Annotated in this window: 16 protein-coding genes; 1 reads left to right on the forward strand and 15 read right to left on the reverse strand. The window is 57.9% G+C overall.

Annotation, left to right across the window (positions count from 1 at the left end; translation table 11 throughout):
- The 3 genes from A6A03_RS20715 to A6A03_RS01000 all read right to left on the reverse strand — a co-directional run.
- The coding region (locus A6A03_RS20715) for a hypothetical protein (RefSeq protein ID WP_216636335.1) at positions 1-248 on the reverse strand (248 nt) is incomplete at its 3' end.
- Between the two features lie 616 nt (positions 249-864).
- Complete coding sequence (locus A6A03_RS00995) at positions 865-1,689, reverse strand: alpha/beta hydrolase (RefSeq protein WP_066782704.1); 825 nt, start codon at positions 1,687-1,689, stop codon at positions 865-867.
- Positions 1,643-3,403 carry an outer membrane protein assembly factor BamB family protein gene (locus tag A6A03_RS01000; protein ID WP_066782705.1) on the reverse strand — a complete coding sequence of 587 codons (1,761 nt, stop codon included), beginning with the start codon at positions 3,401-3,403 and terminating at the stop codon, positions 1,643-1,645. The genes A6A03_RS00995 and A6A03_RS01000 overlap by 47 nt, the downstream gene beginning before the upstream one ends.
- A gap of 346 nt (positions 3,404-3,749) precedes the next feature.
- Here A6A03_RS01000 and A6A03_RS01005 point away from each other — a divergent pair, with 346 nt between their 5' ends.
- On the forward strand, positions 3,750-5,273 hold the full coding sequence (locus A6A03_RS01005) for an ArnT family glycosyltransferase (RefSeq protein WP_066782706.1): 1,524 nt from the start codon (positions 3,750-3,752) through the stop codon (positions 5,271-5,273).
- 4 nt (positions 5,274-5,277) lie between these two features.
- On the opposite strand, the gene A6A03_RS01010 is transcribed toward A6A03_RS01005, so the two are convergent.
- From A6A03_RS01010 to A6A03_RS01065, 12 genes are all read right to left on the reverse strand, one after another.
- Positions 5,278-6,948, reverse strand: coding sequence for a glycosyltransferase family protein (locus A6A03_RS01010; RefSeq protein WP_066782707.1), 1,671 nt, complete (start codon positions 6,946-6,948; stop codon positions 5,278-5,280).
- Between the two features lie 21 nt (positions 6,949-6,969).
- On the reverse strand, positions 6,970-8,619 hold the full coding sequence (locus tag A6A03_RS01015) for a sialidase family protein (RefSeq protein ID WP_066782709.1): 1,650 nt from the start codon (positions 8,617-8,619) through the stop codon (positions 6,970-6,972).
- Positions 8,616-10,028 carry an O-antigen ligase family protein gene (locus A6A03_RS01020; RefSeq protein ID WP_066782711.1) on the reverse strand — a complete coding sequence of 471 codons (1,413 nt, stop codon included), beginning with the start codon at positions 10,026-10,028 and terminating at the stop codon, positions 8,616-8,618. The genes A6A03_RS01015 and A6A03_RS01020 overlap by 4 nt, the downstream gene beginning before the upstream one ends.
- A gap of 725 nt (positions 10,029-10,753) precedes the next feature.
- Positions 10,754-11,695: a glycosyltransferase family 2 protein gene (locus A6A03_RS01025; RefSeq protein WP_066782713.1), complete on the reverse strand. Its 942-nt coding sequence runs from the start codon at positions 11,693-11,695 to the stop codon at positions 10,754-10,756.
- Positions 11,676-12,893, reverse strand: coding sequence for a glycosyltransferase family 4 protein (locus tag A6A03_RS01030; protein WP_066782714.1), 1,218 nt, complete (start codon positions 12,891-12,893; stop codon positions 11,676-11,678). Before A6A03_RS01030 ends, A6A03_RS01025 begins: the two co-directional genes overlap by 20 nt.
- Positions 12,894-12,910: 17 nt before the next feature.
- A complete protein-coding gene (locus tag A6A03_RS01035) occupies positions 12,911-14,098 on the reverse strand; it encodes a glycosyltransferase family 4 protein (protein ID WP_066782715.1) in 1,188 nt (395 codons plus the stop codon).
- A gap of 106 nt (positions 14,099-14,204) precedes the next feature.
- Complete coding sequence (locus A6A03_RS01040; protein ID WP_066782716.1) at positions 14,205-15,122, reverse strand: glycosyltransferase family 2 protein; 918 nt, start codon at positions 15,120-15,122, stop codon at positions 14,205-14,207.
- On the reverse strand, positions 15,122-16,444 hold the full coding sequence (locus A6A03_RS01045; RefSeq protein ID WP_066782719.1) for a glycosyltransferase family 4 protein: 1,323 nt from the start codon (positions 16,442-16,444) through the stop codon (positions 15,122-15,124). The genes A6A03_RS01040 and A6A03_RS01045 overlap by 1 nt, the downstream gene beginning before the upstream one ends.
- Before the next feature lie 12 nt (positions 16,445-16,456).
- Positions 16,457-17,902 carry a flippase gene (locus A6A03_RS01050; RefSeq protein WP_066782721.1) on the reverse strand — a complete coding sequence of 482 codons (1,446 nt, stop codon included), beginning with the start codon at positions 17,900-17,902 and terminating at the stop codon, positions 16,457-16,459.
- 6 nt (positions 17,903-17,908) lie between these two features.
- Positions 17,909-19,009, reverse strand: coding sequence for a glycosyltransferase family 4 protein (locus A6A03_RS01055; RefSeq protein WP_066782722.1), 1,101 nt, complete (start codon positions 19,007-19,009; stop codon positions 17,909-17,911).
- A gap of 226 nt (positions 19,010-19,235) precedes the next feature.
- On the reverse strand, positions 19,236-20,402 hold the full coding sequence (locus A6A03_RS01060; RefSeq protein WP_066782723.1) for an acetyltransferase domain-containing protein: 1,167 nt from the start codon (positions 20,400-20,402) through the stop codon (positions 19,236-19,238).
- A gap of 104 nt (positions 20,403-20,506) precedes the next feature.
- Positions 20,507-22,990, reverse strand: a complete 2,484-nt coding sequence (locus tag A6A03_RS01065; RefSeq protein WP_066782725.1) for a spermidine synthase family protein — start codon at positions 22,988-22,990, stop codon at positions 20,507-20,509.
- Positions 22,991-23,002: the final 12 nt, after the last annotated feature.

Consider the following 23,002-nt stretch of genomic DNA (forward strand, 5'->3'; position numbering starts at 1 on the left):
CCGTAGACTTGGGTGGTGTCAAAGCCGGTGCCGCTACCACCGCAGCTATCGCCGGCAAGGCCGAACACGGCCCCCTCGAGCGCCGCGGGACACGTGCCCGGTTGATGTACCCACGGCTGCCGGTTGGGAATCGTAGCTGAAACTGAGGTAGGCGGAACCAAACTGCCGATCAGCCAAAGAAGCACGATTGTGCTTACCAGCGAACCAGCGATCCGGCCAAGTTGCGGAGAGATATATTTTAACTGCACGGATGATCCCCTCCCCTTGCGTGAGTGACGCATGTAGTGTAAGGGAGGGAGTTTAACAGCTTTTGAATCTTTTCCAAACTCTGGTTAAGATTATGTCATTGTTAAGCGCTTGGTCATGGTTGATTCGGCGCTAAGGCTACAATCGCGCCATCAACCCTGCGCCAGTACAACACGCCATCATGGAAGATGGGGCCGCGCACCGGGGGATGCCAGAATTGATCGGAGACGTTTCGGTTGTGATAGTACAAATAGAATCCCGGTTCTAGCAGATAGCTGTCCTCTGGCGCTTGATGGTCTTCCGGGCAATAGCGCAGCACGCTGTTACGAGTTGGGCAGCGCCCTTGCAAAGCTCTTGGTCATTAACAGGTATTCAGTGGTGGAAATTGGATTGGTAAACGTGTCGCCGCCAATCGTGTGGTCGGTCATCCGTAGTGTGGTGAGGGCCATCCAATGTGATTGGAACAGGATCCCATTCCAAATCCAGCGGATGCTCCAGTCTTGATACAGCGCGCCCCGCCGTGGGGTAAGGCGGCTTCGACGTATCCGGTGCGTTGTGGATCGCCGCCAAGCTGATTCCAGCCGCTAGTGCGCGCCGGGCTAAACATGATAGCTAGGATCAGCACGGTGTCTGATCCAGCCACTCCAACAAACTTGCCATCGCCCCCCGATGATAGCGTTGCACCCAGTTCGGGTTGCTCCAGTCGATCGGGCCATCACGAATATCGAAGAGGGTATGCTCGGCGCCTTCGGCAATATAGAGACTCGCGCCGTCAGGCCAGCGCGCGTTGTGTGCGGCGACGGCATCGGGGCCAATCCGTTGCAGATCAGGCTCGCTATCGGCGACAATGACGTGGACTGGCGCGGCAATTGCGACAATCTCATCCGGGCCGAGCAAATTTGAGAGCAGCGCCACTCCGCATGGCGGCGTCGCAGCGACATACTCAGCAAATGAGGCTGCGACATAGCGCGTGCCAATACTCTGCGCCACAATAAACACCCGCCGCTGGTTGATGCCGGGTTGGGCCACAGCCGCGCGATAGGCGGCCAGCGCATCTGCCGCTTCACAACAGCCATAGGCGCCGCCGCTCTGACCCGTGCCGCGTTTATCGAACCGAAAGACGGCATAGCCGCGCGCGACCAGCAGTTCGGCCAGATAGCCGTAAGCGTCGCGATCAACCGGCCCGGAATGGTGGATGATCACCGCCAAGGGTGGCACAGCAGGTTGGCGCGGCAGCGTCAACTCGCCGGCAAGGGTTACGCCATCATCGGCGGTAAACAACACTGTGCGCCGCTCGGCGCTGATCGGGTCGAGGTTAGGAGTAGGCCGCGCCTCTGGGAGGCCGGTGGGGGCGCAGCCGGCAACGATCAGCAGTGCGATCAGCCACCATGCAGCGCTACGGAACCGTTGCGCTCTGCGGCTCCAACGCAATAATCGCACCATCAACGCTCTTCCAATAGACAACGCCATTCTCATCGATGGCCGGGCCGAAGACGGGTGGAGTGAAGAACCGATCATAAACGTTTTGACTAGCATAATAGATGTAGAATCCCGGCCCAAGCTGATAACTATCGTCGTTCGCGAAGTGGCTGGTTGGGCAATAGTGTTGGGTGCTATCACGTTGATCGCACGTTCCCGGACGGATGGTATTGGAAACAGCGATCAATTTACTGGTGAGAATCGGATTGCTTACACTGCTGCCGCGGCTGGGCGACCGATCGGTGATTTTGACCGCAGCCATTCCCATCCAGTGCGAGTAGAAGAGGGCATCGCTGGCCATGGTCATCGAGCCAAGTTCATCGACTGGTATGCGCCATTGCCAGCCGTTTTTATCGACGTCGATGAAGCGAATATCGCCATTACTTATGTTCATCTCGCCGACCGCGCCTTCTTCTCGGTTATCGCAATTGCTTGGCGAGAGACAAGATTGGCTGTTGCGCCACGTGACATAGGCAACCTCACTCCCGTCGCTCAAGCGCCGGATGACCGCTTGCGGCGGGGTTGAATAGTAGTCGCCGCCATTGCCGATGCCACCCCCTAAGACTGGCGCAACGTAACGTGGCTGGCCGTTGGCAAGATCAAGCACGAAGAACGACTGGTAGGTTGGATTCTGGGTGAGGAACTGGCGAATTTCGGCCAGCGTATCGGTTTGGCTGATTGGCGGCGCCCATGTCAGATCCCACATAAAGTAGGAACGGATCATCGCAACGCCATTCACCTCTGATATGGCCGGATAGGTATCAGGGAAAGCAACGCACTTACGCCGTGGGTCACGTCCTGCGTTAACCGTCCGGCTCCAGACGAGCGAACCGTTGCTCGCGCGCAGCGCGCGCACCGTTTTATCTTCGGCTGCAATGATCACCATACCGCCATTGGCGGCAGTGTACGCTGGCGAGGCAAGGATGCCGGCGCCGGGGTTGTATTGCCAGCGCAGCGTCAGATCGGCTGCATTGAGTGCAACGAACTGGCCGCTCGTTGCGCGATAGTTGGCGCAATCTTGGTTGTTGTTTGTGATAGATCCTACGTACACAACATCATCTACCAACAACGGCGACATCTCGATTGGGCCGCCCACGTCATACGAACCAATGATCGTTCCGTCAGTGGCATTCAGGCTATAGATGCGCCCGTTGGTCGAACCAACAAACACGCGCCGCAGGCCGGGATGATACGCGACAGTGCCGAGCACCTGCCCGCCAACCGAACGGCTCCACGCTAATGTGCCGTTGCTGGTGCGCAGCGCGCGCACAATCCCATCGCTATGGCCAACAAAGACCAGACCGTTGCCGATCACCGGCTGTACCCCTTTTGGCAAGGTCAGATGATCGCTGGCCGGGCCGGCGTCGCCGCCACCGGCTGGTCCGTTCCAAATCCAGCGAAACCGGTACGGGCCTTGGACGATGACCGGGGTGTAACTGGTGCGTTGGGGATTGCCGGCGAGTTGGTACCAGCCTATCGGTGATGGCGGCGGCGGGCCGATGATGAGAGGGAGAAAGGCGCGCGGTATGGTTTGCGAAAGGGTGCTGCCAGTGGTTGTAGGGGTTGGTGATATTTCTTGGTTGGTTGGCGAAATCACCGCAATGCTTGGCGTGTATGCGCATGCGGCTAATATGCTGATGAGGCATAGACCAGCAACAAGGCGAAGCAAGGCTTGCATTGGCGTCCCCTTGTATGAAGTGGCTGCTAGATCGTATGAAGCTTATTGGGTGGAGATGCAGGCTGGAAACACCTTTATTGTAATTGAATGACAGGATAACTGATTTAGTACTATAGTACCTGTTTGATCTTGGAATTATTATTTTCTTGTATAATCTCTAATATTCTTTTTATTTATATAGTGCTTGACATGTTAATCTTTTTGTACGATGATCAATGAAGAGTAATTGATAGGTATAATCCAAAATATTTATAAAATATTATTTTTACTTAGAATAGTGTTTGATGAAATAGTTTTCTTTGATTACAACATATACTAGAGTGCAGAGTTCAGCAAGGAGGGGGGTATGAACGACGCACTTTGTACTCGTAGGCGGCTCTCTATTCCGCTTCTCGTACTGTGTATATTAGTGCTATTTCTTGCCTTCCATAATCTAGCCGGTTATCCAGCCTTTACGGCTCTTGATGAGGGAATTCGGCTCTATTTTATCAGAAACGTGGTACAACACGGACGCTGGGCAATATTGACTCAAGAAGGATTTCAAGCATATTGGCGTGATTCGACCGGCCCAGTGGTCTTATTGCCGATTATGGCGCTGTTTCAGGTGTTTGGCCCTTCTCTGCTGCTGGCCCGTTCACTCATGGCGGCATTGTTGATCTTAAGCGCCGGAGCTGCCTATCTCTATACGACCTATTGGTATGGTCATCGTGTTGCGTTGTTAGCCACGCTGCTGTTTCTGATTGGCGGCCCGGAATGGTTAAACAGTGTCACGATGGGACGGTGGGTGTATGGTGAGGTGCCTGCACTGGGTCTCTTTCTTTTGGGATGTTGGCAATGGTCACAGGCATTGGCTGGAAGACGGGAGGCGTTAGCTCTTGCCAGCGGTGCGTTTGCGCTAGCTGTGCTAGCGAAAGATTTGATCGCGCCAATGATCATCATAGCGCTGCTTGTACTCTATGGTGCAAGCGTTGTTCGCGCTGTTGATCGGCTCTCATTTCGCGATGTGTTGTGGCCATCGCTGGCGTGCCTGATGGCATTCATTGCTTGGAGTTTGTTTCAAGCGTATGCAAGCTCTGTTCATGCGGCTATCAGCGGGCAGCAGAGCGATCTAGCGCAACTGTCGTTGAGCCGGATTGTGGTGTTATCGCTGCATAACTGTGTGCAGAATATTAAATTTCTGCGGGATAACGATGTTTTGTTGTTGCTGCCAGTTGTCGTGTATGTAGCATTTCTTCGCCAGCAGAGCGATAAACCCGGGCGATTAATCGTGCCAGTGTTTGTGCTGGTTTGGTCGTTCTGGTATGTCTTTTTCTCAATTGGCTGGCCTCGGTATGCGTATCCCATTTGGGCCTTGAGCAGCATGCTGCTGGCAGTTGCTTTGGCAGATCTATGGAAGTGGATTCAGCGTTGGATGGCGACGCAACATTTCGTTCATCAGGCTGCCAGTATCATGTTTATCGCTCTCCTCTTTGGGTTCATGATTATGTGGCCGTTTCAGAACACCATTCGTCGTTTGTTTGAGCCGGCTGATGATACGGCGCGTATTATGGCCTTGTACATTGATACCTATATTCCACCCAATGATCGGATTGTTTCCGGGCAGTGGGAGGTTCATTTTTATGGGAAGCATCTCTTCGTGCCAATCCCTGACGAGTATTACAATGCAAAAATTGCTGCTCAGACGCGCCGTTCGTTCCAAGTATCAAATTTTCGTACCATGCATGATTTAAATGCAATGTATATCCTTGATGGATCCGAGAATAGAGTAACGGAGATGGTATCGCCAGCCGAATTAATGCGTGACTATGACATAGTATTTGCTACTGGCGAATACTGTTTATACCGGGTACGTTCGCAACGGGGGCCATAATTTTTCATTCCTCCTTGCGTACCCGATACACCGAGACCGTCGCATTTTCATATACGATCTCTAATTCAGCGGCTCCTTGCTGACTGAGCTCGGCTCGCGCTCCGTCGCGATCGCGCATCACCACATACGAAACACTAAACTCATCCAACAGGCGCCGGCGTTGGCTGGCTGGCGTCGTTGGATCCAGCACTATCCGCGCATTCTCTCGTTTGGTGAAGAAGTCAAGTGTCCCTGCCCAGTGGGCAATATATGCCCGCGCATCGCTCCATACCGGCACAAACTGGCCAAATTCGATATCCGCCAGTACCACATCAGTGCTGGTCGTATGTTCTTGCAGCCATTGCAGGGCGGCGATTTCATCGTTGGTTAGGTAGTGCGGTTGTTCGTAGCGGGAGAGGTAGACGAAGCGCCAGCCTTGGATGTACACGCTAGTCACGATGCTCAAGCCAAAGACGGCGGCGAGCCCAAGCGCCAGCGCATACCGGCCTCGCCGGCGCAACGCCGGGATAAGCTGTTCGTCGATGAACCGGGTGGCGAGCAATACCATCGGCACTTGCAAGCCAAGCAGCATGTGAATTTGGAACTTGAGCGGCAGGTACATCAAGAGAAAGTGAACCACGAACCACGATGCAATCAAGATGTCGCGATCGTCGGTGCTGCGAAACATACGCCAGCGGAGACCGGCAAGGGCCAGCAAGAGCGGCACGCCGAGCAATATCACCAGCAATGCAGGGTTGGGGGTAAACACGCCAGCATTGTCAAATTGTTCCAGCTTGCGCCCCCACGTCGGTTCGTTGGCGACCATGTAGGCCAAATAGAGCGCCCCCGGCGCCGAAAAGACCGCCAGTATCACCCCTTGCCGGAAGAGCAGGCTGGGGAAGCGCCGGTCGCGCCACCAGATCAGCAGGCCAAATAGGCCCAAGGCGCTGTAGACAATGAGCAGATCATAGGCATGTTGCAACGCCAACAGCGCCCCCACGATCCCAGCGGCGACGGCGTAGCGCAACTGTTGCTTGCGCCACCCCAGCCACATCAGGCTGAAAATCGCGATGATCAAGGCTAGTGCCATCGTGAAGTGTGGAAAGGCTTGCATGATCATCAGCGTGTTTGGTTCCACGGTGTAGATGCTGATGGGGAATGGTGCGTCTGGCAAGTTGGCGATATATTTGACGACGACCCAGATCACGCCGAGGCCGCTGCTGGTGCAGATCAGCCAGAAGGCGATCTGGCGTTGGCGCGGTTGATCCACCATGAGCTGCAAAAAGATGAGCAAGCTGCCCAAGAGTGACAGGATCGCCACTAGACGCAAGATGGTGTAAGCTGTGATGTATGATACGCCGGTGATGACGCTAAATCGAGCCGTGACCCACCACAGCAAGTTGAAAAACGCTGGTTCGTTTGCTTCCGGTGTCAGCCGGTTCGCAGCGAGATCGGCCTGCGTAAAGCTGCGCATCCACGCGAAGTATTGGTTATGGTCGGCGATGCCGTCAACTACCCCCATAAATTGGCGATCGGGCGGCGCTGTCACAAAGGCAAACACAATCGGCGCCCAGATTACGATCATCAGACCTAACATGACGATCCCGTAGAAGCGCCATTCAGCGGTATCGATCAGCCACCGCCGTTGGGTTTGCTGGCCTGTGGCAGTTAACGGGTTTGGTTGGGTAATAGCCATGCTAGTTCTCCTGCGCGCTTCTTACTGGCGTGATCGCACAATCATAATTAGGCCGCCAATGATGCCGATGCCGGTCATAGTCAGTGCTAATGCTATCCCTATCGCCTGTAATCCCTTCAACTCCCAGTGCATCGGCTCTTGCAAAGCCGGCGCATTGCGTGCTTCGTCCGGTAACGCTATCGGGGTGGCGACGGGCGCAATGGCAATGCCGGCTGCTGCGGTTGGGGTGGCTGGGAGTGGGGTGGGGGTAAAGAGCGGTAAGCCGGGCCGGGCCGGCAGATTGAGTTGGGCCGTGCTGTACCAGATTTGGTGGATTGGTCGCTCGTTATCCCGGTTGCTCTCAAACAATTGCGACCGGGTAAACCAAACAGCATGGAGTTGGTTGCCGTTGTAGATGACCAACCGCGGCAATTCTGGATACAGTTCGTTTTGCATGATAATCCGCGGCGGGAGCCAGCGCGTGCCGTCAAACGTCATGTGGATCAGCGCCGGTGGATTGTCGATGTTGGCTACTCCCGTAAATCCAACCATCAGCAAATGGACATTATCGGCGCTATCGGTTGCTATACTGTAATAGTCAAGGTTGTTGTCATTGATGTTACGAGCGCGCACGTAGGGAATCTCGGTTGCCGGCAGCCATGTATTGCCGCCGTCCAGCGATCGTTGGAAGTACACCCGATCGTTGCGTACGCCGCGATAGACGACTGATGGATTCCCGGCTGAATCGACGGCAATGGCTGTTTGTTGCACTGCTTCAAGCGGCGGCCCATTCGATTCGCCATTGGTGCGCAGTTCGTTGCCTAGCTGCTGGCGGATAGCCTGCACCGCGGCGGGAGGCAACCTGAATTTGACCGGATCCGTCCATGTGACGCCGCCGTCGTCTGATCGGCGGTAGACGCCATAGTGCGGTTGGCCCTGCCCGGCGTACCAGTCGGCTCCTTCATCCCAGACAATATGAATCCGGTTAAAGGCATCGAGGCGCACCTGTGGCCGGTTTTCGCCATCGTCACTCTGCGAGAGATTTACCACTGGCGACCAAGTGGCGCCATTATCGGTTGAGCGACGGTAAAAGAGTTCACCGCACCCAAAGCAGCGTGGGTTTGTGTTGTCAGTGACAACATCGCTCCAAAAGGCGTGGAGGCCGCCGGTCTGATCGGCTGCTAGCGCGAGGTAGTAGCCGGTGTCACTGATTATTCGCCCCTCAGACCACGCTTGCGGTTTGCGAGCGTCGTTCCAGTTGGCGTGAGTATAGATAATGCCGGTGCCGGCCCGGTAGAGCAGGTGGAGATTGCCATCACGTCCGAGGGCGATCGCGGTTCGTACCGTATAACCACCGGTTCCCGGTGCAATCAGTTCACGGGCTGGTTCCCATGTGCCGTCAGCATTACGGCGCCAGTACATCAGCAAGTCAATCGTGCCGCCTTCCCGTTGGTCAACGATCAAGCCGCCGTACCAGACTACATGAACGCTGCCATCGGGGCCGAGGGTCATATCAGGCAGCCACGACCATCCATAGCGGCGTTCGAGCTGTTCGAGCGGCACTTGGCCGTATTGCAGCGGCGAGATTTCAATTGGAGTTGACCATAATCCTTGCCCGTAGGTAGAAGTTTGCGCGCTGGCTATGAACAGGATTGAGCACATCGCAACGAGCAAAACCAGTCGTGCCTTCATCGTGCCTGATCCCTCTGCGCTAATTGGTGAACGCTGATCAACAACCCTACAAATACCCAGCTATACATCGTATATTTATAGCCAGCTACCGTTTGGTTGTAGAGGAATGGGAGTATCCAGTCTCCCAGCATCATTGAGGATTGGGCGGCAATCCAGCCGGAGGTGGCCACAATCGCGGTCGTGCGCAAGATGCCCGGCGGTGCGAGTTGAATCGTGCGCCAACCGTACCAGAGGCTGGTGATGGCGAACCAGATCCAGATGCCGAAGCCGACCACGCCAAATTGCGCCAAAATGTCGAAGTAATTGTTGTGGGTCGAGCGCGCATCTTCGCGGAAGTAGGTCATATTATAGGGCGCATAGCCAGCGACGCCGGTACCGAACAACCAATGCTGCTGCGCAACCCACAGGTTGCGTTGCCAGATTTCTAGGCGTCCTAATCCTCCTTCTTCGATGTTGTCATTGACTACCTGATCGATGTAGACACGTCCCGGTCCGATTGCTAGGTTCAAGACAACAATCACTGTCAAAATAAAGAAGACACGGCGCGAGGCGAAGAAGGCCATCGCTAACAAGCCCACAATTGCCGGCAACCAACCTGAAATCCAGAGCGAATTACGCACTGCTGCCAGCCAGAGGTGCCAGACTAAGAAGGCGCTGCCGGCCAATCGCCATCCCCAATGCACGTTTGGCTGCAAATAGATTATCCCGGCGAGCGATAAACTAAACCATAGTCCCCACAATCCAGCGTCGGTGAGGAAGACGTGATTGATGTTGAACGTTTGGGCGATGGTCATCAAGCCGCCGCAGATAATAAACATGCCCAAATAGGCTTTGATCTGCCATTCATGCTGGATAAACCGCCCAACTAAGAGCGGTATGCTCAAGAGACCAAGAAAGGATAACAATGACGCAATCTGGGCAAAGCGAAAGTTGCCCATAACCCGCCAGTTGAGAATGGGGTCGGCCCACAAGATGCCCCAAGGTACTGAGAAGATGCAGATAAACATGAATGCCAGCAACGGTTTGTTGAGCGGCGACGGTACGAGTTGCCACGTCCGCCGTTTGAGCATGGCTAAGATCCAGATCCCGCTGAGGGCTAGCGTCAGCAACATGCTGATCGGCAGCTCACTGCCGTTGCCTGCCGGCACAGCGATTGGCCGCATAGCGAGGCCGGTGAGCGGTAAGATCAACACAAACCACTCAAACCGGTAGAGGAGCAAGGTGAAGCCGATCAGTCCAAGCGGCAACGCTAGCAGCGCCAACCCGATCAGTTGCCGATCGGTGCCGAACATCGCGCCGATGGCGAGGCTGTACAGCGCCAACCCGCCCACCACGCCGCCGATGATCAACGGGCGCGGCAGGCGTTCGAGCCAAGGCGGGGTTTCGATGTGGCGCAGAAAAGAAAGCATAGCCGTTACTACCTGAGTTTACCTATCGTTCTTGCGTGCGATCGCTGTGCGATGCCTCAACGCTCGCCTCTCCACTCCCCTCTCCCGCGCCAGTGGGAGAGGGACTGGGGGTGAGGGCCAGCAGCCCGCGCAGCGGGCTTCGTAATCCTAGCCCGGCCCTTCAGGGCCGGGTACCAGACAGATGTTCTGTCCGCCCCTGAACCCGCGCTAGTGGGGGTGAGGGCCAGCAGCCCGCGCAGCGGGCTTCGTACTCCTAGCCCGGCCCTTCAGGGCCGGGTGCCCGATCGGATGTTCTGGCCGCCCTTGAACCCAGCGGGGGAGGGTGTCAAACCTCCCCCAGCGGGTTGAGGGAGACAGAAATTTGGTTGCGTACAACTGTTGCTCACTGTGCGATGCCTCAACGCTCGCCTCTCCACTCCCCTCTCCCGCGCCAGTGGGAGAGGGACTGGGGGTGAGGGCCAGCAGCCCGCGCAGCGGGCTTCGTAATCCTAGCCCGGCCCTTCAGGGCCGGGTACCAGACAGATGTTCTGTCCGCCCCTGAACCCGCGCTAGTGCGGGTGAGGGCCAGCAGCTCGCGCAGCGGGCTTCGTACCCCTAGCCCGGCCCTTCAGGGCCGGGTGCCCGATCGGATGTTCTGGCCGCCCTTGAACCCAACGGGGGCGGTTTTACTCCCTCCTCCAGCGGGGGAGGGCTGGGGTGGGGGCTAATACATGACCTTGCTATCCTTAAAACCGCTCCGGCGCTACCGGTTGCTGTACCCGCCGTCCAATCGCTGCCCACAGCAGGCCGCCATCGCGCACAAATTGCTCGCCGGTGGGATGGTGACCGCCGCCGGCAGCTACCAAGAGGCTGCCAATCGTGACCTTGCCAAAAAAGATGATTTGCAATCCTATCCCTAACAGCAAGGCCGCAGCTTGGCCGTAGTGCTTGGCGAAGAAGCGCAGTTTGCTGAAGTATAGCTCAGCCTTCATGCGCGTGACCGCTTGTTTGCTGCTCTGGCCGCCGAAATGGATGATCGAGGATGAAGGCAGGTAGCAGATCTGCCAGCCGGCCCGCTTGATCCGGTAGCACCAGTCTACCTCCTCAGTATACATAAAGTAGGCTTCATCCAGCAAGCCGACTTGTTTCACGACCTCGCGCCGCAGGAGCATAGCCGCGCCATCGAGCCAGTCGGTTGCGTATGCTGTTGTGCCGTCTTTGGTTGGGTACCGCCGCCGCCACCGGATCTTTTTGCCGGTCAGTTCGGTCAGCAGGTTAGGGAACATTGCCCATGACGGCTGCAACGAGCCATCAGCGTTGAGTAATTGCGGCCCAACGACGCCAACTTCGGGGTGCGCGTCGAGGAAGCGCACCAGCCGGGTGATCGATTCAGGTTGGGCAATGGTGTCGCTGTTGAGCAGGAAGACGTATCGCCCGCTGCTGGCCCGGATAGCTTGATTGTTGGCAGTGGCAAAACCGCGGTTGTCAGGGTTGGCAATGATGAAGACATCGGGAAAGGCCGCGGCCACCGCCGCGACGCTGCCGTCGCGCGAGCCGTTGTCAACCACCCAGACCTCGGTCTCGATGCCGGCGGTAGCCGCCGGTAGCGCCGCTAGACAATCGAGCAGGAGTTGGCGGGTGTTCCAGTTGACAATAATAATGCTTACATCAGGCGCGGGCCATGTCATAGCGGAGCTTCCTTGGTTGGGCAACTTCTTCCAGTACGTCGTTTAAGCGTGGCACAATCACGCGCCAGTCGTAGCGCGCGGCCACCGCGTGCCGTCCGGCTTCACCGAGCCGGCGAGCGAGTGGCGGGTCGGTGAGCAAACGGCTGGTAGCGCGGGCAAAATCCATCGGTGTATCGGCCAACAGCAAGTGTTTGCCGTCAATCAGCTCTAGCCCTTCTGCCCCTTTGCTGGTGCTGACCACTGGCACCCCTAACGCGAGCGCTTCGAGGATCTTCAGCCGCGTACCGCCACCCTCTCGAATCGGCGTTACTTCCACCGCGTGGCGCGCAATCACGTCACGAATGTCGTCTACGTAGCCGGTATACTCAACCCCCGGCACGTCTGGCAGCGCTGCGCGTTGTTCATCGGTGACTCTCCCGGTGATGCGGAAGCGTGCTTGCGGATGGCGGGCACGGATCAATGGCCAGATAGTGCGCAGGAAGTAATCGACGGCGTCGAAATTGGCGCTGTACGAGAGCGCACCGGGGTAGATCAGTGTATCGGGTTCGGGCCGGTAGCCGTAAGCGGCGCAAGCGGCGCTATCAACCCCGTTGGGAATGACCGTAATCACCGGGGGAGGGGAACCAGCGATCTGGCGAGCAAGTTCCGCTTCCCGTTCGGAAACGGTAGTAACAGCCGCAAATGCCGGCAAGATTGTTGATATGTAGCGGCGATGCTGAGTAGCCGTCAGCAGGCTTCGCAACCGGCGTAAGCCGGATTGGTGGCGATAATCTTCGAGGATGGAAGCGAGCTCCAATTCCTCCAATACCAGTGGCGTATCGCGCACGAGGCAGGCATACGCGGCGACATCAATCTGCATTGCAAGCACCACATCCGGTTTCCAGCGGGTGGCCGCCGCCACTACTGCTTCGGCAAAGGCGTTGCTCCAGCGCACCCGCACCGACGCCGGCTTCGAGCTGGTGATGCTGCCTAGCCGGTCGCTCAAGGTCAGTGGCCGATCGGGCCGCTCAAAGGCTTGCCACGTGCGGCAGAGCCGGCTGATCTCGCTGGCTTGCACCGCCGTAGCCGGCCCTTGGCTGAAGGCCAGCAGGTGTAGTTCGTGCCGGGCCGCTAAGCCGCGCAGAATCGCCATTGCTCGTAAGCGCGAGCCGTTGTCGTCGGGTTCAGGCCACCACGTTGAGAGGATGAGGATGCGCATGGCGGTAGTCCTGTAGTCTAGTGTGATTCAATCGATGCCATCGTTTGTTTGTGTCGCTCAATCGCAGCGTAGTAGGCCGCGAGCGTCTGCTGTGCGGCCCGCTGCCATGAAAATTGTTGCGCGCGCTGCCAACCTGCTTGCCGTAGCCGTTCGACTGCAATAGGGTCGCTCAGCACTGTTGTGAGATGACGGGCCAAGGCTTGTTCATCTTCCGCGTCACCGATCAGACCGGCATCGCCTACGACTTCCGGGATAGCGCCGCGATCAGACGCAATCACTGGCGCACCGCAGATCATCGCTTCAAGGATCGGGATCCCAAACCCCTCAAACCATGATGGAAACACAAACGCTGCTGCCATACTAAATAGCGCGATGAGATCATGCCGTGGCGGGCGCAAGAGCAGACGAGCATACCCCGCCGCTACCGCCTCGCGCACGGCCGGCCACGGTTCACGGCGAGCGAAAAAGACAATTTCATACCGCTGCCGCAGCGATTCCGGCAAGAGTGGCCATGCGCGTGCAAGTACTGCCGGGTTTTTTAACCCATCGGCCAGTACAAATGGGCGTGTCAGTCCATACCGTTCCCGCACTTCAGCTAAGACCTGCTCATCGGTAATCCGGCGGACATCGGGTGGGGGACCATGCGGAATAACGCTGATCGCATCGGCATCATACCGGCAATAACGTAGAATATCGCGTTTCGCATGCTGCGAAACGGTCAACAAGCCGTGCGATCGGCTCACTGCACGCCGTGTCATCAGATGAAGATACGTCATCATCGTGATTGAACGCGGGTCTTTGTTGTGACCGGCAATAATCTCATGCCACGGCATGACGTTAATTGCATCGTGCAGGGTAATGATGGTGACAGCGTGACGCGGTCCAAACCCATAGTTGGCCGGAAAGTGAGCAACATCGATCTGGTCGGTAGCCATTGCGCGGCGTAGACCAACCATGTCATTCTCGATACTCGATAGGGCGTTGCGGTATGGCAAGGTACGGATCGTCACATTGGCCGGCAGATCGCTTAGCTCAAACGGCGCTTTGCGGTCGGCGTACAACACAAATTGCTCATTGCTGCCGGCAACAAACAGTGCCGGCAACAGATGCTTGAGATAGGTGTGAATGCCGCCGACTAACCCATGCGAGAGGTAGCGGGCGTCAATTCCAATCCGTAAGGTTTGTTTGCGTGTTGGCTGCTCCATATCTACCGGCTTTCATTCACACCAATCCGTGTCTTACTTAGACCGTGCCAATCCGTCGCCCCCGCGCCAATCCGTGTCCTGTTCCCCGCCTCTCGGCCAACGATACCTATCTTCCCATTACTACACCCGGCGCCGGCCCAAACCGTCCCCGCCAGAAATCGAACCACCCCAACCCCATCCCGATCCGGCCTTTGCGTGTCCGCCACTTGGGACGCAGCCACAAACTGAGGTACGTACGCAGGTCTTGCAGAACGAGCGCATCGAGCCATGTGCGCCAGTTGGCCCGCGTGGCCCGCAAGAAGAGCAGCCGGTTGCGCGTCATATAGTAGGCGAGATATTCACGGTCAAAGCGGGCGTTGAGCGGGATCTTATGCCAGACCTTGGCTGCCGGGGTAAAGTAGCAAGAGTACCCGGCCCGCTTGGCCCGCACACACCATTCGGTCTCTTCAAAGTACATAAAGAAGCGTTCGTCGAGCAGGCCAACCTTCCCCAGCGCCGCCACCCGGATCAACATCGCGCAGCCGGTGATGAAATCAACCACGCGGGCCGGATACTGGCCGTGATCCTCCGTTTCGCCGGCCATGCGGCAAATGCCGCGCCGCCAGTCGATGCTGCCACCTGCCGACCAGACCCGTTGGGGCGCATCGTGGTAGTAGATGATCGGCCCCACGGCGGCGATCGTAGGGTCAGCCTCGGCGGTGGCCACCAGCCGTTCGAGCAGATCTGGCGCTACTTCGGTATCGTTGTTGAGCAACAGTGCGTAGTCGTACCCCTGCGCTTGCGCGTAGCGTAAGCCAACGTTGTTGCCGGCGGCAAAGCCAAGGTTTGCCCCATTCTCGATCACGATCGCTTGGGGGAACGCACTGCGTACCTGCGCCGGGGTGCCATCGCGTGACCCATTATCGACCACCACGACCTCGTACCGGGCAGATGGATACTCCAGCCGGTAGAGCGAAGCGAGGCAGGCCAAGGTGTCGGCGATGCCGTTGTAGGTCAGCACAACAATGGCGATGCGCGGCTTCATCAGACCCTTCCTCGCACGGCGCCGCGCCGCTCGATCAGCGCGGTGTAATGGCTCAACAACGTCTGCATTTCGTCGTCAATCGATGGCGGTGGTTTGATACCATCTCGCAATCGCTCTAACAAGCCCTTTTCCGTCCGCAACCGCTGTAGTTGGCGGGCCAGATCGCGGCTATCGTTCGGCGTGAAGTGCAAACCATCAACGCCATCGCGCACCAGTTCGGCCATCCCGCCTAAGCGCGACGTAATCACCGGTCGTCCGGCGGCGTGCGCTTCCATAATGCTGAGCGGACTGTTCTCGTACCAGATCGATGGCACGACCACCGCATCAACTCTACTTAAGACGGTTGGCAATTGGTCGTGACTAAACTTGCCCGCCAGATGGATGTGCGGGTTATCGCCGATCAGCCGGCGCAGATAGCGGGTATACGCCGGGTGTTGCTCAGTATTGCCGAAGATGGCCAATTCAGCGGTCACATCACTGTGGGGTAGGCTTTTCAGGGCCGTAATCAGCACATGCACGCCTTTATGCGGTGCGATTTGGCCAATATAGCCGAGCCGTAGGATCGATCCGGAGCGGATAGGCAGGATATTGCGCAATCGTTCGCGAGCGATGCCGAGGCGTATCACTTGAATTTGCGGCAGTTGCGCGCCGAACAAGCCGGCTAAAAAATGCGATGGCGATATGATGAGATCAGCTTGCGCCAACGCTGCTCGCAATGTCTCACGCCGGGCCTGTTGCTCATCCCGGCCATCATTGCCGGCCAGCCTGATCCATGCCCTCCCGGCCCAGCCACCGCTGATCTGTTCCGGCAAGCGGTAACGGCGCCGGTCGAGTTGCAAACACCACGCGCACTCGGCAGGATCGTCCGGCGGTTGCCGGCAGAGCGAACCATCGCCGCGCAGCAGGGTGATACGCGGGCAGAGAAACCAGTAGTCGTGGAGCGTTACGACGGTAGGGATGCCCAGCGCATGCGCTGCCGTGATCGCGCCAGCGCCAATGAGATAGCCGCTGTGCAGGTGCATAACTTCCGGCTGCCAGACGCGCATCCGTTCGCGCAGCCACGCCTCGATCGCTGGGTTGGCATAGCTCCAGTTGGCTGGTGCATCGCGCAGACCAAGGTGTAAACGCCACACCGTAATCCCTTCGTAGCGATCAAGTTCAGCCTGCACCCCGAAGGGTTGGGTGGCCGCGAGCGTCTCGACACAGACCACTTCGGCCTCGTGACCACGCCGCAACAGCTCGTGCGCCAGCCGCATCGTGTACAGCTCAGCGCCGGCGCTATATTTGGGAGGGAAGTGATGAACCGCGAGCAACACGCGCATGATACCTTCCTCCTACCGGCGCGCCGCCAGTAAATTGCGCACAAAGGAAGCCTCTTCCCCACCGATCACCCGCAGCCCGATCAGTAACCCGCCATAGAGCGCACCGCCACCGGCAATAACGAGCAAAACCGGCCATTCGCGCGCCACATAGACCGCAACAGCCATCAATCCCACTGCAATCGCTGCCCGCCCGATCGGTTGCCAGCGCATGAGGCGTAGTTGGTCGCGTAACAGCCACACATATTGCACTGCCAATACCGCTTCGGTTAGCACCGTGATGATCGCTGCCGCCGGCGCGCCGTACCGTGGGGTAAAGATAAGATTCGCCGCGACATTGACAGCGCTGCTGACCATGATAGAACGCGCTACCAATGCCTCACGGTCGGCAATCACAACCACATAACCGAGAAATTCGGTCAAGAACATCAGCGGCAATGTCCAGATGAGCAAAGCGAGTAAGGGCGCGCTGGCTGCATAAGCGTCGCCAAACAGCAGCTTCACGATCGGTTCGGCGAGAATAAAGCCGCCAGCGGTAATCGGCAACGCCACAATCAGTAAATAACTCAGAATACGTTCGTAAATGCGCGGGAGATTGCCCGGATCGAGCTTGGCCTGCCGTGACAGGGAAGGGTACAACGCCGTATTCAGCACATTCGAGAGCGTGACGAGCGCAAAAATAAGATTGTAGGCTGCGTTGTAGTAGCCGGTAGTAGTATCGCCAAAGCTGACATTGAGCACCACCGTATCAAACCGGTACGACAGACCAAGCGTCAATCCGATCACGCCAAACGGGAAGGCAGCGCGCAACAAGCGTAACCATCGATCGCGTTGCCAACGTCCCGGACGGATGCCTAACTGCCAGATCGCTCGCACGACTAAGGTGGTCATTGTGGCGACGCCGATCATCGTGGCGATGATCAGACCATAGTAGCCAAACCCGAGCCAAAGGGCCAAGCCGCCGAGGATCACGAAGATCAATTGGTTCACGACTTGCATGCCGGCAGTGAGATCGAGCCGTTCGTAGCCGGCTAATATCGCTTCGCTGCTGCCATGCACGGCGTAGATGAGCAGCGTAATCCCGTTGAGGGCAATTGCGCCGATCATCAAAAGGGGCCGTTCGGTGACGATAGCGGCGCTTACGACCATGATCCCGGCGATCAATGCCAGAATGAGGCGCAGGCCAAGCACATCGGCATAGAGATTGCGAATCCGCTCGAGATGATCCGGTTCGCTCCGTAACCGGGCCACTTCACGCACCGTATAGGGCGCTAACCCGAGGTCGGCAATGAACAGAAAGACGCTGCCAAAGCCGATCACCGCGGCATATTGGCCGAAAGCCGTTGCCCCCAATTGGCGGACGATCAAGATCGAAAAGCCAAACGAGAGTACTTTGATCGCCAACTGGGCGATCATGCCAGCTACTGAATTGCGCAGTACGGTGCGGGCAAGTGTACTCATGACAATCTACCCTGCCATCATCAAGGACAACGTTGGTTTAGGCTCGGCCACCATCCGCTGCACTAATTCTTCCACCTTTGCCAACCACTGATCAATCGTAAACCGCTCTTCCATTAATTGGCGTCCGGCCTGCCCCATTGCTTCTGCGCGGTCTGGATTATCCCAAAGGGTGGCAATCGCCGCTGCCATCTGTTCGGCATTGCCCGGTTCAACCAACAGCGCCGTTTTGCATTCAATCACATATTCGCTCAACCCCGGCCGGCGGGTGGCGATCACTGGTCGCCCCATCGCTTGCGCCGCTTGCACCGAGGTGCAGCCGGCGCTCCATTGGGTGCTGGCCTTGATCGGCACTACGACGATCCGGCTTGCTAGATAACAATCGCGTAACTGATCCGGCGGCACAAATGGTTGCAGGCTGATGTTGGCCGGCAGGGTCTCGTTTTCGTGTCCCGCTTTCCCGCTTACCCAGCTACTCCCGACCCGCAGGTGGCAAGGAATGTGCGGTAGTTGGCGCATTGCTCGAATCAAGGTTGGGTAGTCGCGGTGCGAGAGACCAAGGCTCTGCACCACGCTGGCCGGCGGCGTAACCGGTCGTGGCCGGTAGAAATTGGTGTCCACCGGGGTATGCAAGGCGACCACTCGTTCTGCCGGCATTTTCAGGGCTTGTCGCATTCCGTCCGCTTCGGCTTGGCTAATTGCTGCTACCATATCCCAGCGCCATTGCAACCCCAACCCCTTGATCAAACGCAATTTATACGCCGACATACCATGGTGGAAGATGACCAGATGACGCACATTGCGGGGCAGTACGAGCGCCAATGGTATCCCCACCCGCTCGGAAAGACTAATCACCGCTTGGTATCGTTCGCGCTGCACCAGTTGCGCAACCTGCCGTGCCAACCGCAAATCCATCCGTAGCCATGACTCTAGCCGTTGTAGAATCGGGTTGGCGCGGACGATGCCGTAATCAATGTGCCGGCTACCAAAGCGGGTTGATAGTTCGAGGTAATCAACTCGCTGGTGTTTCCCATCGCGTACCGCTGCCGCAAGACCCGGCGCCGGCGGATTGGTTGCGATGATCAATGTACGTGGCAATTGATCGTTCATCGTTTATACCCTATCACTATTGGCTGACAGCCTGCTAAATGAACAGCAGTGACTAGATGACGCCATTGTCATATCGGTTCAGCCTGCACACCTCCTTCTCTAAAGCATGGATGTGGACTGCGGCAGTTCCATTGCCGCAATCTCTAGGATGGTACGGCCAGCCATCGCTACTCAGGACGGACGCCTGATCTTTGCGCGTTAGCAGCCAAGAGCGCAAAGCGCTTCGTTACAGATAGCTTAACACCCGCGGATACCGTTTACGCTGCCGGCGGTACCAGTAGCCGAGCGGCACCAGCACGGCCAGCCCGATCAACCACGCGCTGTAGCCCCAGATGATGCGTGGCCCGCTCAGCGGCAGTTGGTTCATGATGAGGGCGACGAGGTGGTAGATGATGATGTGGGTGACGTAGAAGAAGAGGGAGACCTGCCCGACCATGGGCAGCCAGCGCAGCCAGCCAGTAGTAAAGAGATTCGAGGTGGCGTAGGCCCATGCGAGGATCAGCGCCGCAATGCCGAGGTTGAAGGCAAAGTAGCTGAGGCTAGGCGGCGCTTTGCTCATGATCAACCAGTGAGCGGGGGTGCCGCCAATCGCAGCCACCGCGCCGAGATCGCCAAACCCGCTGCTGAGCCGCAGCACGAGCCAGAGGATGAGCAACCCGAACCCAATCTGCACCCAACTTTGCGGCTGGCGCAAAGCCGGGTGTTCTTGCCAATGCCCCAGCGCATACCCCAACCAGAGCAGCGGCCCCCATCCCAATACGGCAAAGCCGATCGCCGGGTTGGTGTCGTAGCTATACGTTAGCCAGAACGCTTGCCAGAAGGGTTGTGGCGCATTCGCTGCAAGGTCGTTCGCCATCCAGCCAATCCACGCTTGATGAATCAGCAAGGTGATGATGGCGACGATGCCAATTTGGCGTGGTGTTAAGAAGTGCCGCAAACCGGCGAGGATGATCATCGCTGCGGCGATGCTAGTCAACACATGCACGTAAGGTGTGGCGCCGCTCCAGAACCACGCGCAGATCGTCAGATCGAGCGCGAGAATGACCAGCGCCCGGATGAGCATAAATCTGGTGGTGGCTTGCGGCGGTTGGCCGCGCCGGGCCTGCGCCGCAGCGTAGAGCGCCAAACTATAGCCGCCTAGAAAGAAGAAGATCGGTGAGGCGAGATTAGTCAGCAACCCGCTCAGCCAATAGGCGGGACTTTGTAACACGACCGGCTGGCCGCCATACGACTCGGCCTGTAAGCTGGCCCCTACAAAGAAGGCGCTATGGTCGAGCGCCATCAAGATCAGCGCCACGCCGCGCAGTGCGTCGATCGCGACAATGCGCGCACTGCTGGCGCTGCGCTCGGCAACGGTTGGCTGCGCTTCGGCGACAAGACTGGCAGTGCGCATCGTCATCCTCCTTCGTATGGAGTGCGGCAGTTGCCCTGCCGCAACCTCTCATCACCCAATCGAACCAGCATGGTGTATTGGGATAAGCCCCACCCCGACAGCCATCATCTTGCGACTGGCTTCACCGGTGCATCAGCCGCAGCGTTCGCTGGTGCGCTGACAGTCGCCGGATCGCGCACCGCTACCTTCCACAGCGCGCCGCCAACCATAGCCGCTAGCGCATAGCCGGCGGCGCCGCTCAGCATTGCAGTGGTGAAATTGCTCGCCATGCTGACCACAATCACCAATACTGATCCAAGCACCGAGAAGACGCCGTTCATCCCCCATGCCCAGACCACCAGTCCCGGTGCGCGCGCATTGAGTTGGCGTAACCCTGCCGGGAAGGGGATGCCGAGCATGGTAGCCAGCGGCGCGATGATGAAGATGCTGGCGACGATCCGTGCCAAATCAGGCCAGTGCATCCACGCCGCGAAGATTGGCGGCAGGGCAACGATATAGATCGCTGTCAGCACCGCAATACCGATCAAGGCCAGCCGTAGCCCATTGGCGGTTTTAATGCGTTTGCTGCCCAACAGGCTGCCCAATGCGGCAAAGGCTAGCATACTAGCAATAGTCGTGGTTGTGGCATGGATGGGGTAGCCGATAAAGAGCGTAAAGCGCTGGATCAGCACGATCTGAATGAACATATAGGCGGCGCCAAGCAAGCTGAAATAGGCCAACGTAGCGATGGCGCCGGGCATGCGCAGGCCGTCGCGCTGGTAACGCGCCAACGGCAACACGATGAATGCTACTGCTGCGCCGAGCGCGAAGATGGCCATGGTCAACAAGATCAGGTTGCCGATCGGGAACCGGTTGAGCCGCCCTTCATAACTGCGATCGAAGTGCAGATTCTCCCAGCGAAAGTAGTTGTAGAAGAAGGGGTTGTCATCGGTCACTGGGAAGATTTGGAATGGGTAGGCCCGCTCAAACGCCCGCGGATCAGCCGCGTGCAAGTAGCCGGCGAAGGGAGTATCCAACTGCACCAACGGGTCGTGTAGCATGCTGAAGTTGTTCGCCGCACCCCATGCGCGCAGCCGTTCGATCTGTTCCGGCTGGAATGGCGACCGGCTGACCAGCAACGTGGCATTGACTCCGCTCTCGTTGGCAATAATCGCGATATGCGCCGCCGGATCCTTTACCCCCATCCGGCGCAGCGCTTCCGCCGCTAGCCCGGTTAAGCGCAGCATCTCGCGCGGCGGGTTGTTGACATCGCGCGTCCACGAGAAGATGCCGTTCGGGGTGAGCGCACGCAGCGCTTGTTCGAGCGAATCAACCGTGTAGAGGTATGACTCGGCGAGCACGTAGGCCCCGCCCGACAATGCGGCCAAGTTGTCGAGGCCGATGCCTTGAATGATGTCGTATTGCTGGGTGGTGCGGCTCAGAAAACTGCGCCCTTCGGCGACGATCAGCTCGGTTGAGGGGTGGTCAGCGAGCCGGCCAGTGTAGTCAGCGTACCGATCTTGCAACAGGCTCACGATCGTCGGGTTGAGTTCGATCGCAGTGATCTGTTCAGCGCGGTAGAGCCGGGCCAGCAGAATGTCAAGCCCGCCCCCCACCCCGATCAGCAAGGTGCGCGGGCGCTCGTTGCCGAGCTGGTAGGCGGCGCTGATCACCGCGTGGTCGAGGAAGCGGAAACGTTCCAGATCAGCATCGCTGCCATCAAACCGGTACATCCCGGTCATCGACGTGCCGTCAATCGTCACCAGTTTCAGCGGCAGCTCTGGCCGGTTTTCTAACGGGTAGCTTGAGCTGACCGCACCGACGATCATCGGTTCGGTGACAGTGATCTCTGGCATCACGTCCACCCGTCCAACCGGATCCCAGCGGGTAAATTCGGGGCCGGTTCCTTGCGCCTGCATCGCCCAACCCAGCTCCTTCGAGCCGGGTACAGCGAGGATGGGTGGCCGCGCGATCAATGCTACCAACACCAGCGCTTCCGCGCCAATGATGGCCGGCAAGAGCCAACGCTGGCGTGGTTTGGCTTCGTAGCCGAGCAGCACCGCTGCCACTGCACCGATCAACCCGATCAAGGCAATCACTGCCGGGCCGCCAATTGTCTGGATCACGAACAAGACGGTCATTGTGGCGATGCCTGCCCCCAGCATATCGGCAAAATAGAGCCGGTGGGCAGCGCCGGCCCAGCGCCCAAAGATGGCAGCAATGACCAACCCGCCGGTAAAGAAGGTGCTGAAGAGACAGAGAAAATAAATGCCGAGGCCGATAATTGCCCAGCCGAGCTGCGCTGCGCGCAGCGGATCGATGGCGATGGTCGTAATCGCGATCAGATTGCTCAGACTGGCAAGGCTAAAGAGCAATGCCAACGTGCCGAGACGCTGCTGGAGCTTGTCAGGCCCCCAACGGCGCACAGCAAGGAACGTTCCGGCTGCCCCGCCGCCGAGCAGGGCGATGCCGATCACCATATAGGTGAAGTGGTGCCAGATCATCAACGAAAAGATACGGGTGAAGGTGATTTGGAGGGCGAGAATACTGCCGCTCAGCAGCGTGAGGCCGAGGTACTTGCCGATCGATTGCAGTGGTGGAAACGTCATGCCATCACTCTC

It is taken from the genome of Chloroflexus islandicus, from assembly GCF_001650695.1.
In the GTDB taxonomy this organism is placed as follows: Bacteria; Chloroflexota; Chloroflexia; order Chloroflexales; family Chloroflexaceae; genus Chloroflexus; species Chloroflexus islandicus.

Bases quoted from the DNA above. Each gene is read 5' to 3' on its own strand.
- A6A03_RS00995 (WP_066782704.1), bottom strand. From the start codon at position 1,689: ATGGTGCGATTATTGCGTTGGAGCCGCAGAGCGCAACGGTTCCGTAGC.
- A6A03_RS01000 (WP_066782705.1), bottom strand. From the start codon at position 3,403: ATGCAAGCCTTGCTTCGCCTTGTTGCTGGTCTATGCCTCATCAGCATA.
- A6A03_RS01005 (WP_066782706.1), top strand. From the start codon at position 3,750: ATGAACGACGCACTTTGTACTCGTAGGCGGCTCTCTATTCCGCTTCTC.
- A6A03_RS01010 (WP_066782707.1), bottom strand. From the start codon at position 6,948: ATGGCTATTACCCAACCAAACCCGTTAACTGCCACAGGCCAGCAAACC.
- A6A03_RS01015 (WP_066782709.1), bottom strand. From the start codon at position 8,619: ATGAAGGCACGACTGGTTTTGCTCGTTGCGATGTGCTCAATCCTGTTC.
- A6A03_RS01020 (WP_066782711.1), bottom strand. From the start codon at position 10,028: ATGCTTTCTTTTCTGCGCCACATCGAAACCCCGCCTTGGCTCGAACGC.
- A6A03_RS01025 (WP_066782713.1), bottom strand. From the start codon at position 11,695: ATGACATGGCCCGCGCCTGATGTAAGCATTATTATTGTCAACTGGAAC.
- A6A03_RS01030 (WP_066782714.1), bottom strand. From the start codon at position 12,893: ATGCGCATCCTCATCCTCTCAACGTGGTGGCCTGAACCCGACGACAAC.
- A6A03_RS01035 (WP_066782715.1), bottom strand. From the start codon at position 14,098: ATGGAGCAGCCAACACGCAAACAAACCTTACGGATTGGAATTGACGCC.
- A6A03_RS01040 (WP_066782716.1), bottom strand. From the start codon at position 15,122: ATGAAGCCGCGCATCGCCATTGTTGTGCTGACCTACAACGGCATCGCC.
- A6A03_RS01045 (WP_066782719.1), bottom strand. From the start codon at position 16,444: ATGCGCGTGTTGCTCGCGGTTCATCACTTCCCTCCCAAATATAGCGCC.
- A6A03_RS01050 (WP_066782721.1), bottom strand. From the start codon at position 17,902: ATGAGTACACTTGCCCGCACCGTACTGCGCAATTCAGTAGCTGGCATG.
- A6A03_RS01055 (WP_066782722.1), bottom strand. From the start codon at position 19,009: ATGAACGATCAATTGCCACGTACATTGATCATCGCAACCAATCCGCCG.
- A6A03_RS01060 (WP_066782723.1), bottom strand. From the start codon at position 20,402: ATGCGCACTGCCAGTCTTGTCGCCGAAGCGCAGCCAACCGTTGCCGAG.
- A6A03_RS01065 (WP_066782725.1), bottom strand. From the start codon at position 22,990: ATGACGTTTCCACCACTGCAATCGATCGGCAAGTACCTCGGCCTCACG.